The 15318-nt window shown below is 56.8% G+C and carries 14 protein-coding genes and 2 pseudogenes; 5 read left to right on the forward strand and 11 right to left on the reverse strand.

What is annotated here, in order from left to right; all coding sequences use genetic code 11:
- Positions 1–15: 15 nt before the first annotated feature.
- Positions 16–324 carry an ATP-binding protein gene (locus tag MUG96_RS22900; RefSeq protein ID WP_246989524.1) on the forward strand — a complete coding sequence of 103 codons (309 nt, stop codon included), beginning with the start codon at positions 16–18 and terminating at the stop codon, positions 322–324.
- Positions 325–469: 145 nt separating this feature from the next.
- Here MUG96_RS22900 and MUG96_RS22905 read toward each other — a convergent pair whose 3' ends face one another.
- From MUG96_RS22905 to MUG96_RS22935, 7 genes and pseudogenes are all read right to left on the reverse strand, one after another.
- Positions 470–1555 carry a two-component system sensor histidine kinase NtrB gene (locus tag MUG96_RS22905; protein WP_246989525.1) on the reverse strand — a complete coding sequence of 362 codons (1086 nt, stop codon included), beginning with the start codon at positions 1553–1555 and terminating at the stop codon, positions 470–472.
- A 38-nt stretch (positions 1556–1593) separates the two neighbouring features.
- A complete protein-coding gene (locus MUG96_RS22910) occupies positions 1594–3747 on the reverse strand; it encodes a PAS domain S-box protein (RefSeq protein WP_246989526.1) in 2154 nt (717 codons plus the stop codon).
- Between the two features lie 197 nt (positions 3748–3944).
- Positions 3945–6434, reverse strand: coding sequence for a PAS domain S-box protein (locus MUG96_RS22915; RefSeq protein WP_246989527.1), 2490 nt, complete (start codon positions 6432–6434; stop codon positions 3945–3947).
- 241 nt (positions 6435–6675) lie between these two features.
- Complete coding sequence (locus tag MUG96_RS22920) at positions 6676–7128, reverse strand: halocyanin domain-containing protein (protein ID WP_246989528.1); 453 nt, start codon at positions 7126–7128, stop codon at positions 6676–6678.
- On the reverse strand, positions 7121–7414 hold the full coding sequence (locus MUG96_RS22925) for a hypothetical protein (RefSeq protein ID WP_246989529.1): 294 nt from the start codon (positions 7412–7414) through the stop codon (positions 7121–7123). Before MUG96_RS22925 ends, MUG96_RS22920 begins: the two co-directional genes overlap by 8 nt.
- Positions 7415–7482: 68 nt before the next feature.
- A pseudogene (locus MUG96_RS22930) lies at positions 7483–8886 on the reverse strand (heavy metal translocating P-type ATPase); the annotation flags it as partial.
- A gap of 120 nt (positions 8887–9006) precedes the next feature.
- Positions 9007–9433 (reverse strand): annotated as a pseudogene (locus MUG96_RS22935) (universal stress protein).
- A 216-nt stretch (positions 9434–9649) separates the two neighbouring features.
- Between MUG96_RS22935 and MUG96_RS22940 the strand changes: the two are divergent.
- Together MUG96_RS22940 and MUG96_RS22945 are read left to right on the forward strand one after the other, a co-directional pair.
- On the forward strand, positions 9650–9937 hold the full coding sequence (locus tag MUG96_RS22940; protein ID WP_246989530.1) for a hypothetical protein: 288 nt from the start codon (positions 9650–9652) through the stop codon (positions 9935–9937).
- A gap of 3 nt (positions 9938–9940) precedes the next feature.
- Positions 9941–10462, forward strand: a complete 522-nt coding sequence (locus MUG96_RS22945) for a winged helix-turn-helix transcriptional regulator (protein WP_246989531.1) — start codon at positions 9941–9943, stop codon at positions 10460–10462.
- On the opposite strand, the gene MUG96_RS22950 is transcribed toward MUG96_RS22945, so the two are convergent.
- The 4 genes from MUG96_RS22950 to MUG96_RS22965 are packed head-to-tail and all read right to left on the reverse strand — an operon-like array spanning position 10459 to position 12482.
- The gene (locus MUG96_RS22950; RefSeq protein WP_246989532.1) at positions 10459–11001 is read right to left on the reverse strand and encodes a DUF8596 domain-containing protein; all 543 of its coding nucleotides are present in this window, start codon (positions 10999–11001) and stop codon (positions 10459–10461) included. The two genes, MUG96_RS22945 and MUG96_RS22950, sit on opposite strands and share 4 nt — an antisense overlap.
- Positions 11001–11288 (reverse strand): thrombospondin type 3 repeat-containing protein, encoded by a 288-nt coding sequence (locus MUG96_RS22955; protein ID WP_246989533.1) that lies wholly within the window; start codon positions 11286–11288, stop codon positions 11001–11003. The genes MUG96_RS22950 and MUG96_RS22955 overlap by 1 nt, the downstream gene beginning before the upstream one ends.
- Positions 11272–12141, reverse strand: a complete 870-nt coding sequence (locus MUG96_RS22960; RefSeq protein WP_246989534.1) for an FAD:protein FMN transferase — start codon at positions 12139–12141, stop codon at positions 11272–11274. The genes MUG96_RS22955 and MUG96_RS22960 overlap by 17 nt, the downstream gene beginning before the upstream one ends.
- A 5-nt stretch (positions 12142–12146) precedes the next feature.
- Complete coding sequence (locus MUG96_RS22965; RefSeq protein ID WP_246989535.1) at positions 12147–12482, reverse strand: hypothetical protein; 336 nt, start codon at positions 12480–12482, stop codon at positions 12147–12149.
- Positions 12483–12725: 243 nt separating this feature from the next.
- Here MUG96_RS22965 and MUG96_RS22970 point away from each other — a divergent pair, with 243 nt between their 5' ends.
- Both MUG96_RS22970 and MUG96_RS22975 read left to right on the forward strand, forming a co-directional pair.
- A complete protein-coding gene (locus MUG96_RS22970; RefSeq protein WP_246989536.1) occupies positions 12726–13436 on the forward strand; it encodes a hypothetical protein in 711 nt (236 codons plus the stop codon).
- A gap of 129 nt (positions 13437–13565) precedes the next feature.
- Positions 13566–15242, forward strand: a complete 1677-nt coding sequence (locus MUG96_RS22975; RefSeq protein ID WP_246989537.1) for a transposase — start codon at positions 13566–13568, stop codon at positions 15240–15242.
- The last annotated feature ends 76 nt before the right edge of the window (positions 15243–15318 follow it).

Genomic DNA, 15318 nt, shown 5'->3' on the forward strand with positions numbered 1-15318 from the left:
GTCTTCGCGTTAGCGGTGGCTACGTTTCTCGAAAACGCGGTGATGCATAGTGAAGCACACGCACCGACGGTTCACGTTCACATCTTTGATACGGGACTAGTCAATCGCCAACTCGGGATCGAGATCAGAGATACGAATCCACAGATCCCAGCAATGGAAATCGAGGCGATGCAGAGTGGCGGTGAGACACCACTGCAACACGGACAGGGGATCGGATTCTGGATCGCGTATTGGTGTCTCTCGATGCTCAACGCCGAGGTCGATTTCGATTATGAAGACGGGAACATTATTACAATGAGAATCCCGAACCGGAGTGACGACTGACCGCCTGGGTACGTACCAGTGAGTTGGCTCTGTTGAACCTCTTAACAGCTGAAATAACCACTCTGCTGAATATAGCCGATGAGTTCAGCAAAACACCAAATAGATTGATCAACTATCAATTATATATGGTATTGATCCTCAAAAATCACAATACACGCGGAAGTTTGACGACGAACACAGCCCCTTCCGGATCGTGGTCCTCGACCCAGACCTCTCCATCGTAGCTCTCGACGAGTGTCTCGACTAGGTATAACCCGATCCCTGAGCCCGGACTATCCAGGCCTTTCTCACCTCGTCCGAAGATCGCGTCTTTCTGTCCATCTGGCACTCCAGGCCCATTATCGGCGATTCGTATCGTGACTGATTCGGAGTCTTCTGCTACTGACACAGTAAGCTCCGGCACTGGTTTGTCATTGTGCTGGATGGCGTTCGTGAGTAAGTTCCGAAAGACTGATTCAAGCAGCGAATTGGCCGAGACTTCGACCTCTGGAATTGTGCCTTCGACGCGGATGGTGGCGTTGTCATGCTCTGACCGGAGTTCTTCGATTTCCTGATTCAGCACGGGAGCAAGCGCAACAGGGCGATGCTCGTTGGTTTGCCGGAGCATCACTTCCGCCATATCCTTCGCTACCGTGGTGAGCGCGACCGCGTTCTCTGCCCCCTCTTTCACCTTCGTCAGGTACTCGTGGCCCTCTTCGTCGAGATACTCATCTAACATATCGGCATACGCCGAGACCAGCTGGAGATGATTTCTGATGTCGTGTCGGAGAACCTGGTTCAACAGCTCAAGGTCGTCACGTTGCTCTTCGAGTCGTGCTTGCTGTTTTTTGCGTATCGTGATGTCCTGGGCGACCGCAACGAATTTCTTTATTTCTCCATCCTCACCTGTGATTGGGGAGATCGTTTGCTCCAGAACGATTCGCTCTCCGTCTTTTGTCTCGTCGATCATCTCCTCTTGCCATTGGTCACCATTCAGTATGGTCTCCCAGAGGTTTTCGTACCACTCCTCGCTGTGTTCATCGGCTTGGAGTAGGCTTGGATTGCGGCCCTGTACTTCCTCGGCGCTATAGCCAGTGATCGTCTCAAATGCCGGGTTCACGTACTCGATGTGACCATCAGTGTCGGTGATATAGACCGCGTGTGCAGTCTGTTCGACTGCCTGTTTGAACAATCGAATCTGCAGTTCGGGGTCGTCCGTAATGCCACTGAGTGGCTCGCTACTCTCACTCATTATCTCTTAGTAATGGGATTGCTCAATATGAAACCTGATTAGTTGCATGGAACAAGGACGGAGAAGATGGTTCCTCTCGGATTGTTTTCCTCGAATTCGATGCTCCCACCGCTGATCTGGACGAGCCAGTATGCAATCCACAGACCCAACCCCTGGCTGTGGGCGAGTTGCTCCTCGTGTCCATCTTCGAGGACATGTTGTTCCATCTCGGGCAGTCCAGGGCCGTTATCTTCGATTTTGAATTCCATGTCGCCATCCCCCGTCGGCTGCACTGAGACGGAGACATCTGGCTCTCGGTCATTGTGTATGATTGCGTTCTCCAGTAACTCCGTGAGGGCACGCTGCATGATTGCAGGGACGGTCTCGTCTTCCCCCTCGACGGGTTCGAAGACAACCCGAGCGTCAGCGAACGTTCTTGCTACCCCTTTGAGGGTGGCGATCACGTCACGGACTGACTCGTCCGCATACAGTTCTTGTTGGAGTATGTCCTGGATTTCACGGGCTTTCTCGCTCTCGGACACTAACTGGTCTACAGTCTTCGAGACACTATCGACTGAGGATTGAACGTCGTGGTCGTCTTTGGCAGCCTCAGCGAGTAATCCAACATGACCCTCGATGACATTGAGTTCGTTTCGGAGATTGTGTCGAAGCACTCGGTTGAGGACTTCCAGTCGCTGTCTGTTCAATTCCCGCTCGGTGATGTCGTTCTGGATTGCGACGTATCCAGTGATCCCGTCACGAGATGACTGAATCGGAGCAATCGTTTGCACGGCCGTATACCGCTCGCCGGATTTTCTCCGATTGACGATCAGCTCTTTCCAGACCTCACCACTGGAGACGGTATCCCAGAGCCGTTGGTAGTAGTCCGAATCCTGTTCTCCCGAATTGAGAAGCGATGGTGTCTCTCCAATTGCTTCCTCGGCCGTATAGCCAGTTATCTCCTCGTATGCGGGATTGACGTAGTCGATGATGCCCTCATCGTCGGTGATATAGATGGCCGTTCCAGCCTGCTCGACGAGGAGACGGAAGCGTCTGAGCTCCTGCTCATGCTCTTTTCGCTCGGTGATGTCCCGCGTGTTGACGAGAAATCCATCGATATGAAGGTCCTCGATTGGAGCCCTAGCGACCGACTCGACCCATATCCACCCACCCATCCCATCTCTAATTCGATATTCGATCGGACCCGCGACCTGTTTCGAGCCATCAACGAGACCCTCGAACGTCTCCCTGACGATGCCCTGGTCGTCCGGATGGACGTAGTCAAGGATGTTCTCGCCGATCACTGCGTCCGCGTCTTTCCCGGAGATCTGCTCGACAGACGGACTGATGTAGTTCACCGTGCCGTCAGGCTGGACAATAGACATCGTGTCGACGGAGTATTCGACCAGTTCGTGGAAGCGTGCCAGGTATTCTATCTGGCTTTCGAGTTTGATCAGAATACCGACCACGTGGGGATTGCCATCGCTGTCGGTCGTAACCTGGCCACGGGAGAGCACGTACGAGTAGGTTCCATCTCCCTGGCGAAAACGGTAGAAACGCTCGAAATCCCTCAGTTCGCCATTCTCGATAGCCGCTTTGAGTTCGCGGTTCTTTGGTCTATCTTTCGGGTGGACACGATCGATCCACCAGTCTGCCGAACGAAGTTGACCATCGCTCTCGACGCCGAACGATTCGGCAAATCTCGGGCTGATCGTGAGAGTATCTGTCGTTGGATCCCACTGCCACGTCGCGTCAGTGAGCACGCTATCAACGGTTTCAGTCCACTTCCTGAGATCTCCCTTGTGGTCTGCTTGTCGGTGTTGCAAGAGCGTCGAACGCAGAGTTTCTGCGACCATGAGCGCTCTATCTGACGCGTCTGGGTCACGGGCAACGTATCCTGCATGATCCCGAGCAAGAATCTCTCTTGCGAACGATTCGTCCGATTGGGTGGCATAGATGACGACTGGAAGTTCAGGAAAGTCCTTGCGGATCGCGTCGAGTACAGCCAGCCCATCTACATCTGGTGGCTCGTGGACGCAAAGTACACAGTCGATCTCTTGTGTATGGGTATTGAGTCGAGCAAGCGCCTCGGACGCTTTAGAGACGGCCTGGACGGGTGAAGGACGCTTCGGAGAGGCGAGTTCGTCACTCAATTCTTCCTGAAAGTCTACGTTCCCGATTGCTAGAAGAGAGAATGAATCGGAATCAACCACCATATGTTGACTCGTGTGAGTCCGTATAGATACATTATTATGTCGCTCTTGTTGGTGAGCCACAGTGCAATTTCGAGGTCAGGAAGTTCATACATCCATCAGACTGCACAACAAGCGTAGGCTGGGCTGTCACGTTGGACCGTCCCATATGTGAATCCAACAACGCTACAACTCCCTGAATATTGAGGACAGGCCCATCACTCAGTGAGTTCCACCCCGGTAATCTCGAATCGTGCCCCACCCTCAGCACCCTCGGTGACTGTAATGTTCCATCCGTGTGCTTCGGCGATCTGTTCGACGATGCTCAAGCCAAATCCAGTCCCGTTATGCGTGGTAGAATAGCCAATATCAAACACATCAGTTCTGTTCTCTGGAGCGATTCCAGTGCCATCGTCCTCAATAAAGAAGCCGTCCTCAACCTCACCGATGGTGATAGTCACATCGCTCCCACCGTGCTCGATCGCGTTTCGGATGAAGTTCTCAAAGAGTTGCTTGAGCCGAGTCCGATCAGCCTTAATGTGGTGTGAAGTCTCAAGAACGAGCCTCGCTTCAGCAGTATCGACGGTTTGCCAGCACTCCCTCACGAATGGTACAAGATCGATCGACTCCACCTCACCGATGCTGTTCCCTTCGCGGGCTAACGTGAGTAGGTCCTCGATCAAGACCTCCATCCGATCGTGTGCATCTGCAACCTTACTGAGGTGCTCACTGTCACACGTTTCTTGAGCAAGTTCTACGTGCCCCTCTGCGACACCCAGTGGATTTCGCAGATCGTGACTCACTACCGATGCGAATTCATCTAACTGTTTTTCGCGCTGCTTTCGGTTGGAGATGTCCCGACCGATACTCAAAATCGCCTGCTCACCGTGGTAGGTGATCAACGTCGAGCAGATCTCAACAGGTATCTCTTCACCGTCTTTCGTTTCGTGAACAGTCTCGAAGACCTGCACTTCGTCATCCGGCATATCGTCGATAAGCATCGTGATTTTACCCTCATCAAGCTCTGCATCAATATCGTGAGGCCTCATCGACAGCAGTTCGTCTCTCGCATAGCCAGTCTGTTCTACTGCAGCATCGTTCACTGCCAGAAATTCGCCATCAGAATCGATGACCCAGGCCGTATCATTCATCCCGTTGAAGAGTTCCTCGTACTCTGCTCTGGCCTGCTCAAGTTCCCGCTCACGCTGTTTGTGATCGGTGATGTCCTGAACTGCACCTCGTAGGGTCACGACATCGCCACCGTCGAGAGTCGGCTCACCCAAGATCTGAAACCACCTGATTTCACCATCAGATCGTTCAAACCGTGCCTCTACGTCGAATGACTCTCCTCTCGCTAGTGCTTCTTCGACGGCACGTTCGACAGCCGGCCGGTCTTCTTTGACATAGACATCCAGCGCTTGCTCCAGTGGGGGCGCTTGATCGGCTTCTCGACCAAGCATCCTGAACAAGTGATCGGACCAGAACACGTCCTGTGTCTCGGTATCGATCTCCCACCCGCCGACATCCGCAATCCGTTCTGTCGCCTCAAACATATCCTGCAGCCGCTCTGATTCCCGTTCACGTTCCTTTTGTTCAGTAATATCTGAAGCGATGCCGATGATTCGATACACCTCGCCAGCATCATTTTCGACCGGTACCGCTCGATCCCACACCCATCGGACCGTTCCGTCCGGGCGAACGATTCGATACTCCTCATCGTACCGCCCTTCTCGTTGCGTGGGCAGCGCATTTTTTACCCGGTCCCGATCATCTGGATGGATTGCGTCGAAGAATGCTGTCGGATCCTCGTAAAGTTCCTCTGGTGATTGCCCCCAGATGGTTGCAAAGGCAGGATTCACATAGAAGATCTCCTCTTTCTCAGGATCGCTCATCCAGACGACTTCCTGAATATTTTCAGCCATCTGTTCGAAGCGGCGTTCACGTTCCTGGAGTTGTTCTTCCATCCGTACGCGTTCGGAGATATTGCGAATTATCCCGACAAAACGACGCTCTCCGTCTTCTTGGAACTCCCCAAACGATATTGAGATCGGGATTTCGTGCCCATCGTGGTGTTGGGCCGTGAACTCGATTGCTTGCCAGTCCATAGTTCGCTCATCAGTTTCGAGATACCGCTGGAATCCATCGAGGTGATTGTCACGATACCGTGGCGGTATCAGTTCTGTTAGTGACTTATCGACGAGACTGCCGGGTGTATAACCGAAGAGGTCCTCGACTGCAGCGTTGGCAAACGTGATCGTGCTCTGTGAATCGATTGTGAGGATGGCGTCTGGCGAGTGAGAAGTGATTGCTTCAAGTCGTGAACGTGTTTGCTCGGCCTCTCGCTGGGCCCGCCATTTTTCGGTGACGTTACGAATTCTGTTCGCCAAGAGGGTGTACTGTTCCGTCCCACTCCCTTTCTGGAGATAGTCGGTCACTCCCGCGGAAATGGCTTCACTGGCGATCTCTTCGCTGCCCTTTCCGGTAAACAAGATGAACGGGAGATCTGGATGGTTCTCACGGACTGTTTTGAGAAACTCCAGTCCGTTCACCCCCGGCATATCGTAATCCGAGACAATGCAATCGACGTGGGTATTTGCGAGGTGGTCTAGCCCTCGGTCGGCACTTGTTGCGGTTTCGACCTTGAAGCGCTCGTCTTCTCGTTGTAGAAACGTGCCAGCCAACTCAGCGAAATCCGGTTCATCATCCACATGAAGGATCCGGATTGAGTCACGTGTTGTATCCATTATACTGGCACCTAGTCAAATTCGCTATGTTCACAAACCTCAAAAAGGCGACGTTTCGAATATATGGGGGCTTGCGAATACAAATTAAGTGCTGCACTCCGGACTATATCTTGCACTCGCCACGAGGTCTCTCCAATACAAAACAGAATACAAAACAGATGAGTTTGCGTTGTATGAGCCCACAGTTTCACGGTAGACGAACCATTCATTCGACGACCACGACGCCTTTCATCCCCGCGTACTCGTGGGGGACGCAGAAGTACTTCGTCGTCCCCGGTGCGTCGAAGACCTGTCTGAACGTTGCGCCCGCCTCGGTGTGATAATCGCTCTCGAAGGAGCCGTCTTTGGCTTTGACGTTGTGCGCCGCGCCGCCGCCCGTCCATTCCCAGCCGATGGTCGTCCCGGCATCTACACGGACGGCCGCGGGTTCGAAGGACATCCCGTCCGAACCGCCGACGGCGACAGTCACGCTCGACTGGCCGGTCCGGTCGTAGATGCGGTCGTAGCTCTCTGTGTTCGACAGCCAGCGGTCGAACGGCTCACCGCCGTTCGCGTTCGCCCCGGCGTGCGTCCCGGCACAGCCGGCGAGCACCGTCACGCCGACGGTGACAGCACTCGCGAGGAACCCACGTCGGGATAGTTCGTGCCCGTCAGTCATCCGCGCTGTGGGGCGTCTCGGACGACGCGTCCGTCGCGCCCATCGTCTGCCCGCTGCGGCGGTACAGCGAGACGCCGAGCGGGATGACGACTGCCCACTCGAGGACGGTGAGGGCGATGGTAACTCCCGTAATCGGTTCGGGGAAGATCGCGACGAGCGTGGCGAGCATCCAGACGGCGGTGACGACGCCGACGAGCGTCCCGAGACCAGCCGCGATGCGGTGGGCCATCCCGGCGCGATAGAGGCCGAGCGAGAGGCCGGCGACAGCGAGGGCGTAGACGCCCATCACGGAGACGAAGTAGCCGCTCCCTAGCGGGGAGAACAGCGCCGTGAACGTGCCGAGCGAACTCGAGTCGGTCTGGGCGAAGACGGTTCGTCTGCTGCCGCCACGGTCGCACGAGCGAGGTGGTGCTCCGAGCGGGCCTGCACTGCGGCCGCGAGCGAGAGGAGCGCGTCCTCGGTCAGTGTCTGCTCCGCCGTCCCGTCGCGGACGAATACGTCGGTCAGCTGCGTATCGCCTCGCGTGAGCGTTCCCGTCTTGTCGAACGCGACCGCGTCGATATTCGCCGCCGTCTCGACGTGTTCGCCGCCCTTGAACAGGACGCCCTGCCTGCCGCCGGAGGCGATTGCTGAGAGGACTGCCGCTGGTGTCGAGATGATGACTGCACACGGCGAAGCGGCGACCATCAGGGTCATTGCGCGGTAGAACGTGCTGGTGAACTCACTTCCGAGCGCGAGCGGAATCCCGATAGCCGCGATTGTGAGCGCGAACACACCGAGGACGTATGGCTGTTCGAGGCGGTCGATGAGCCGCTGTGTCGGGGCCTTCTCGCTCTGGGCGTCTTCGACCATGGTGATGAGGCGGCTGATCGCTGATTCGTGGGCCTGCCGAGTGACCTCGATTTCGAGGCTCCCGCTCTCGTTGATCGTCCCGCCGAACACGTCGTCACCGGGTTCCTTCGGGACGGGAACGGACTCGCCGGTGAGCGAGGCCTGATCGACCGTGCCCTCGCCGGACGTGACCACGCCGTCGAGTGGAATTTTGTCCCCCGGACGGACGACGAACACGTCACCGACGGCGACCTCGTCGATGGGAACCGTGACCTCCTTGCCGTCGCGCAGGACCTGCGCTTCGTCCGGCCGCATCTCGACGAGCGACTTGATCGCCCGACGCGAGCGGCCAATCGCGTAGTGTTGGAGCGTGTTCGATAGCGAGAACAGGAAGAGGAGCATCGCTCCTTCGAACGGGGCCCCGATCGAGAGTGCGCCGAGCGCGGCGACGATCATCAACAGGTCGATATCGACCGCGTGGTGGCGAAGCGTCTCGATGGCCCCCTTGAGCCCGTACCAGCCGCCGAAGGCGTACGCAACGCCGTACCCCGCCCACATCAGGAGTGGCGGACCGTCGAGCCATCCCGTCAGGAGGCCGGTCACCATTCCGATCAGTGTCAGACCGACGAATATTTCCTCCCGTCTGAGTTCCGAGCGAGAGGTCATTTCGTCAGGTGTCATGTCGGGCTCGTTCTGGATCGAGACGTCACGCTCACGGACTGCCTGTCTGAGCGTCTCCTCGGAGGTGACGCTCTCGTCGTAGGTGATCCGAACGCTCCCCGTTCGAAACGAGACCTCAACGTCGTGAACGCCGGGTGCATCTCGAAGGTGTCGTTCGAGTGCTCGCGCCCCCGCTTCGCCACGACCACCCCGCCGTTCGATCTGGACGGTACACGTCGATAGCGGGGGTGATTCAGCAACGGTCACGCCATCTCTCCATACACTGTGTATTGATTTTGCATTGTGGGTCTGTCATTGTGTCTCGGTCTGACTGGATACGACGCGGGGCGGCCACACGGTGGCTCCCGTCCGTCTTGCTCGAATGATTCAGCTGATGATCGTCACCGGAATCCGTGCTCGGCGGGCGACTGTCTCGGCAACGCTCCCGAGGAGCGCACGGTCGATTCCTGCCCGCCCGTGGCTGCCCATGACGATTTGGTCAATATCGTGATCTTCAGCGTATTCCAGGATTTCTCGCGCCGTTGCCGACTTCCGTGACGGTAACGAGTTCGGTATCCCATTCTGCCGCCAGGTCAGTGGCCATCGTGTGGATTCTGGTTGCTTTTTCTTTCGCATTCTCATACCAGCCTTCCGCGACTGGTAGGCCGCCAGCCTCCACGTCGATAACTGAGTCGATAGGGTTGATAACGTAAATCGAGGAGATGGACGCGTCCGGAAACGTCTCGATAGCGTATGTGAGCGCACGCTCTGAAAGCGGGGAGCCGTCGACGGCGACGAGAACGTTGACAGGCATGGAGTGGGGATTTGTTACGAATTGAAATGAACGTACTGCTCCGTGGATAGTGCGACAAAGATTCGTGAGGGGAGAATCTTCAGAAGCGTCGGGTTGGGGAACATCACTCGTCCGGATTCGACGGTTGAACGCCAATCGTTTTGACAACCACTGCCCTCGGTTTGGTTGTATCGACCGCCGAGTAGTTCACATCGGACGCATTCATCGCCTGAAGTTATGACCCTCGCTCAACTCCTCGAACAGTACGTCAGTCTCGGCATCTTCGTCCTCGCTACAGGTCTGAGTGTACTCAGTTTTCTGGCGTGGCGACGGGAACGTGATAGTCGGATGCGAATTGTCACACTCGGGTACGCGATGTTCGCCGTCTACGGGCTCATCGTGTTTCTCGAGTACCCGCTGCTCCCGTATATCCCGTACGCGACGCTCGAATTGCTCGAACACGCGAGTGCAATCCTGATTCTCGGGGGCCTCCTGGCGTTCTTCGTCGCTCTCACGCGGGACTGAGCAATGTCGGAACCGGACCTCGAACTGGACTCTCGGCGGGCGATCTACCAGCGGATAGCCGACACGCCGGGCGTTCACTTTCGCGCGCTCCTCGGCGACCTCGAGTACGCGCAGGGAACGCTCCAGTATCACCTCCGCTGGCTCGGTGACGAGGGCCTGATCGACGTCTCGGACGACGGCAAGTACACGCGGTACTACCCCGCCGCCGAGTTCGACGAAGCCGATCGGGAAGTGATGAACGCGCTGCGGAGGGAGTACAGTCGCCGCATCCTCGCACACCTCCTCACAGACGGCCCGCTCTCGACAACCGAGCTCAGCGACCGCGTGGACAAGGCGCAATCGACCGTCTCGTGGCATCTGTCGAAGCTCGCCGAGGCCGACCTCGTCACGAAAGACCGCGACGGCCGGAGCGTTGTTTACGAGGTCAGCGATCCTGACCGGGTCAAATACCTCTACACGGTTCACCGGCGCTCGTTCACCGACAAAGTTGTCGACCGGATTCTGGGCCTCTGGGACACCTATTAGCTCGGGGTCGTGTTCGAGGGTATCCCTCGAAGCACCAGCAGGCGTAACAGGAGCACGTACACGAGAAACGCCACCGAGGGGCCCAGCAGGGGACGGACGAGTCCCGCCAGATCAGTCCCGATCGCTGCCGCGTGAATCGTCCCGAAGGCGAATCCGGTGTACGCGAACGAGTGGACGACGCGTGGGCCCCACGGCCGCTCGAAGCGTTTCGCGTCGGTAAAGCCCAGCACCGCGACGATGAGCATGAGCAGCGCACCAGCACCGACGGCGACCCCGCCGAGGAAGTACGGCATCGAGTATGCTGGTGCCGGAACCTGTCCGGTTATGACGAACCACGCGTCGAGGACGCCGAGCCCCGCGTGGAGCAACGTGACGATCATCGCGAACACGGATAGTTCGATGTGTATGCGTTGGGCGGCCTCGTGGAGTACGCCGAACGACTCCGTGTTGTAGAGAACGCCCGTTAGGACGGCCAAGTACAGCAGCGGATACGTGACGAGTGCGGCACCGCGGTCGAGAAGCCAGACGAGTTGTGACATTACGATGCCCCCGTCGTCTCGACGACATCGGGGCAGCCGTCCGAGTCTTGAAACCCGTTCACTGATTCCGAGCGGGTCGGACACTTGTCGGCGGAGTCGTTGATGCCATCCCCGTCGTAATCTGCCGGTGCCTGTCTCTCCGAAACGGTCTGTTCGACGAGGTCGCTCTGTGCTTTTTCAGTCGCCTGGGCGGCACGCACGTCGCCGATTTGCCAGAGGGCCGGAACGGCCACGACCAGCACGACGATGGCGACGACGGTAATTCGCTGCTTATGCGTCCATGACATGTGTATCGAACCTCTCTGTCGTGTGAAAGACACCGTCGTGAATGATCAGCGCCTCCAGTCCGTCCCACTCGGCGGCTACTTCACGTGCTTCGTCGAGGGGAAGTGCGGCGAGCGTCGTCGCCAGGGCATCGGCCTCCATACAGTCGCGACGCGCGACGATGGTAACGGACTCGTGACGCGAGCCGAGCGACTCGGTGGTTGCGTCGTAGATGTGATCCGTGCCGTTTCGCGAGCGTCGGTATCCCCCAGACGTTGCGACGGACCAATCCGTGTCCAGAATCTTCAGCGCTGTGTCGTCGCCGTACGGGCTTTCGATGGCCACCGGGCCGGTCGGCGGGGACATGTCTCCCCCACCGCTGACAAACCCCCGTCTACCGAGACCTGCGAGTGCCTCGCTAGCCCGGTCGACGATGTACCCTTTTGCGAGACCATTGAGGTCGAGTTCGACATCGGTACTGACCTGAGATCCGCTGACACGGACAGTCCCAGTATCGAAGTCTGTGGGTAGCGTGTTACTGTCACCACGCAGGAACGTCTTGAGTTCTTGTTCAACGCGACCCTGATTGACATTAAACACTCCCTCAGTTCGATCGTTATATTCGAGTCCACGTCGGACGATACGGGCGACGTGTTCATTCGTGACCTCCCCGTCGCGGTTGAGCTGGCTGACGGCACTCGCCTCGTCGAAGGCGTTCAGCTGAGCTTCGAGTGACTCGGCCGTGTTTCGTGCTGCAGTCACCGCGGTGTCGGCCCGGAAGCCCGTCGCGTGAACCCGAAACACGGTATCACAACAGTCGAACTCGCGGCGAGTGCCGCCGAGCCGTTCGGTGATCGATGCGAGCGATCCCATCATTTCGGTCACTCGTCCTCTTCGTGTTCTTCGTCCCCGCCTTCATCGTCGTATTCTTCCTCGTGCTCTTCCTCGTCCTCATGTTCTTCATACTCCTCGTGTTCCTCGTCTTCGTAGCCGGATTGCGTTTGGACTGCTGGCGTGAAATCTTGGTTGGGTGTCGGGGCATCGGAAGCAGCCTGCTGTGACGCGTCCGACGCAGACGGTCCAGGCGAGTCAGATTGCTCGCCAACCTGCCCGAGACCAATGCCGGGCAACGCAAGGCCACCGGCCACGACTGCGGTGAGAAGGGCACCTGCCAGCGTGAAAGCGACGAGTTTGTTATTGGGGACTGGGATGCGCATAATTAGCTACACCCCATTGTGGAATCGCTACCCTCGACGTATCGGTCGTTGCGTTCTGCCATTGCAAACAGACGGTGGAGACAGGCTTAGTAAGCCGTTCGCGTCCAACTATCGAATCTTCGTACAGCTATCGAATCCATTCGAGATGGAGCGATCTCAGTTTAGACTCACAGATCAGAGATTGCAATCCAATTCGATGATTGGACGCGAACGAACTTTTCCGAGACGTATCTACGTGTTTCTATGCAGCATCACTTGCGGCGAGCATGTCTGGTCGTTGTACTACTTCTGGTCGTTAGTGGAATCATCACTGTTCAAGTGGGAGCATCGCCAGCAAATGGTGAAAATAAAGTCGTAAAAAGTCTCGACTCAACAGAACAATCGCTATCTCCCGATGCGGACGTGAATGGGTTGAACGGTGACGAAGAGGAGGGTGAAGATGCAGAAGATTCGGGAGAAGACGAGACAGGCGCTAGTCTGATCGGAGACTGGTGGGGCCTTGGTGGTGAAGTGAGTGAAGCCCCGTACATCGGTGTGGTCGAAGCCGGTGTTGTCTTTCTTGTCGTCGGTGTCCTTGGGTACAGTCTGGCAAAGCGAAAGCGATTACTGCCGGTTCGCTTCCGTCGATATCAGTTACAAACACACCAGTGGATCGTTCTCCTCGGGACGGGACTAACGCTGCCGCACTTCATTGCTGTCGAAGAGTGGGAAGGTCTCGGTCTCGCGGTTGCTGTATTACTTGGTGTAGAGGTGATGAGTGGCCTGTACGGTCGATATCTGCATCGACACGTCGTTCGCCTTGGACGAGGAGATGAGACGCCATCAGTCGTCGGTCGTCTGCTGACCGTCACCAAAGAGACCCTCTTTTCACGATGGCGACGAGTGCACGTCTTGCTGACTGTCGTCACTGCAATCGTCCTCGTTCTCCACATCATCACGGCAATCGGTGACTGACTCTCTGTGGTGTCGATTCAGCCTAAAAGCAGAGCATGAAGGCCAGGTTTGGATTGGTCCGTTTCGGACAGTACCGAACACCTTCCAATGGAGATGAATCCGTACACGAGTCAGATTTAGGGTGTTCCAGTGATCTCAAGTAACACCTCCCGCCGTGATGTTTTTCGACAAATAGCTCAGCGTCCACACGTTGATTGGCCAGCATACGACTCAACCTCACTGTACGATCGGAGTTCCCTGACAGCACTCTCCGAAGATATTCGCACCGTCTCTGGAGCTTGGTTCAACCACCACTCCCACGACTCTGTTGAGGCGTTCGTCTGTCAGTATCCCCTTTCCTACGTGGTTTTCGACCCACACGACCAGTACTCCGGTCCAACTCGGTACGAGATGCCACAACTCTTCAGGGTTTTCTTGCTGAAAGAAGTGTACGGTTGGAACCACGAAACAGCGCTTGTCGACTATCTCCGGCAACACTCAGAAACCCGTGGCTCGCTCGGGTTCGAATCCGTTCCCGATCAGTCGACGCTCTGGCGCAGTTGGAACAGCCGCTTCAATGCCGACCTACGTGAGACAGTCGAGAGAACGGCGCGGACGGTTCTCATCAACGCACAGAAGGCAGGAGTTACAGTTCCCCGTGACCCGGAACGGGAGCTCCAGTATTACGACGACGAGTCCGGAGAGACCAATCCGGACGATCAGACTATTTTGGAACAGGCAGCGAAGATCAGCGACCACATCAGCCGCGTTGTCTTCCCGGCATTCTCGCTGAGCCGTGGCGAGGGCTGTGAGATTCACGAGAACGCCTACTGGGACTTACAGACGTATCTCGGACTTCGCGAGCGCCTCGCGGCCAATGAGGGTGCTCGTAGCTTCACCTACGAATCGCCTCGTGAGCGGACACCGTTAGGGCACGCCCATCGCGAGCAAGTTCGTGACCTCTCAATTGCGGAGACCCGAGAGATGTACCGACAGGCCATCGGAAGGCTTCTGAACGAAGTTTCGGAGACAGAGCAGTTCTTCCGAGCTGGGATTGTTGCAATCGACATTACTGAAGCTGATCCCTTCACGGGCGACCGCACCGGCTACGAGGACGAGATCATCGGGACGAAGGAGAAGACCGACGAATACGCCTACCAGTGGGCGACGGTCCAGTTGGTCGGCAACGCCGTCCCAATCGTGCTGGACGCGCGCCCCGTCCGAAAGGGGGAAACCCGACTTGAAATCGTCGAGGACTTGCTGGACTCTGCCGAGGACCTCGTTCACGTCGATAACGTACTCATGGACCGGGAGTTCGATAGCCAGCACGTCCTGGATATGATTAGCCAGCGCGGGCTCTCGTACGTTGTACCGAAGCGGATGCAGACCAGCGAGAAAGCCCAAGCCAAGCGGTTGCTCCAACGAGGCCGGGATCGATATGAGACCGACCGTAAACTCCATCTGGGCAAGAACGAATGGCACGAGACGACGCTGATCTACCGCCGGAAAGAGAACACTGAGCACGATGATCACCGGCAGTACTCAGTGTTTATGACGAATCGGGGGAGCGGACACCTTACGGAGTACGGCCACCGCTGGGAGATCGAGAGCGGGTACAAATCGATTAAGCGGTTCATGGCTGCGACGACCTCGAAAGATTTCGGGCTCCGGTTCTTTTACTTCGCATTCGCTTGTCTCCTCTACTCAATCTGGCGGGCTGTCGATCTACTCGTCCAAGCCGAGTTGACTGGCGAGTATGAGCACTCACCGGTGATTACAGCGGACAACACGCTGACGCTGCTGAAGAAGGAAACTGGAATCGGGTAGTTAGGAACTCTGTTCGGGTTAGCGTGCCGTCTGAGTGGCTACGCTGCTGGAAATCTCGAAAACTTGTCCATATAGT

The sequence above is a fragment of the Halorientalis marina genome, assembly GCF_023028345.1.
Classification (GTDB): Archaea; Halobacteriota; Halobacteria; order Halobacteriales; family Haloarculaceae; genus Halorientalis; species Halorientalis marina.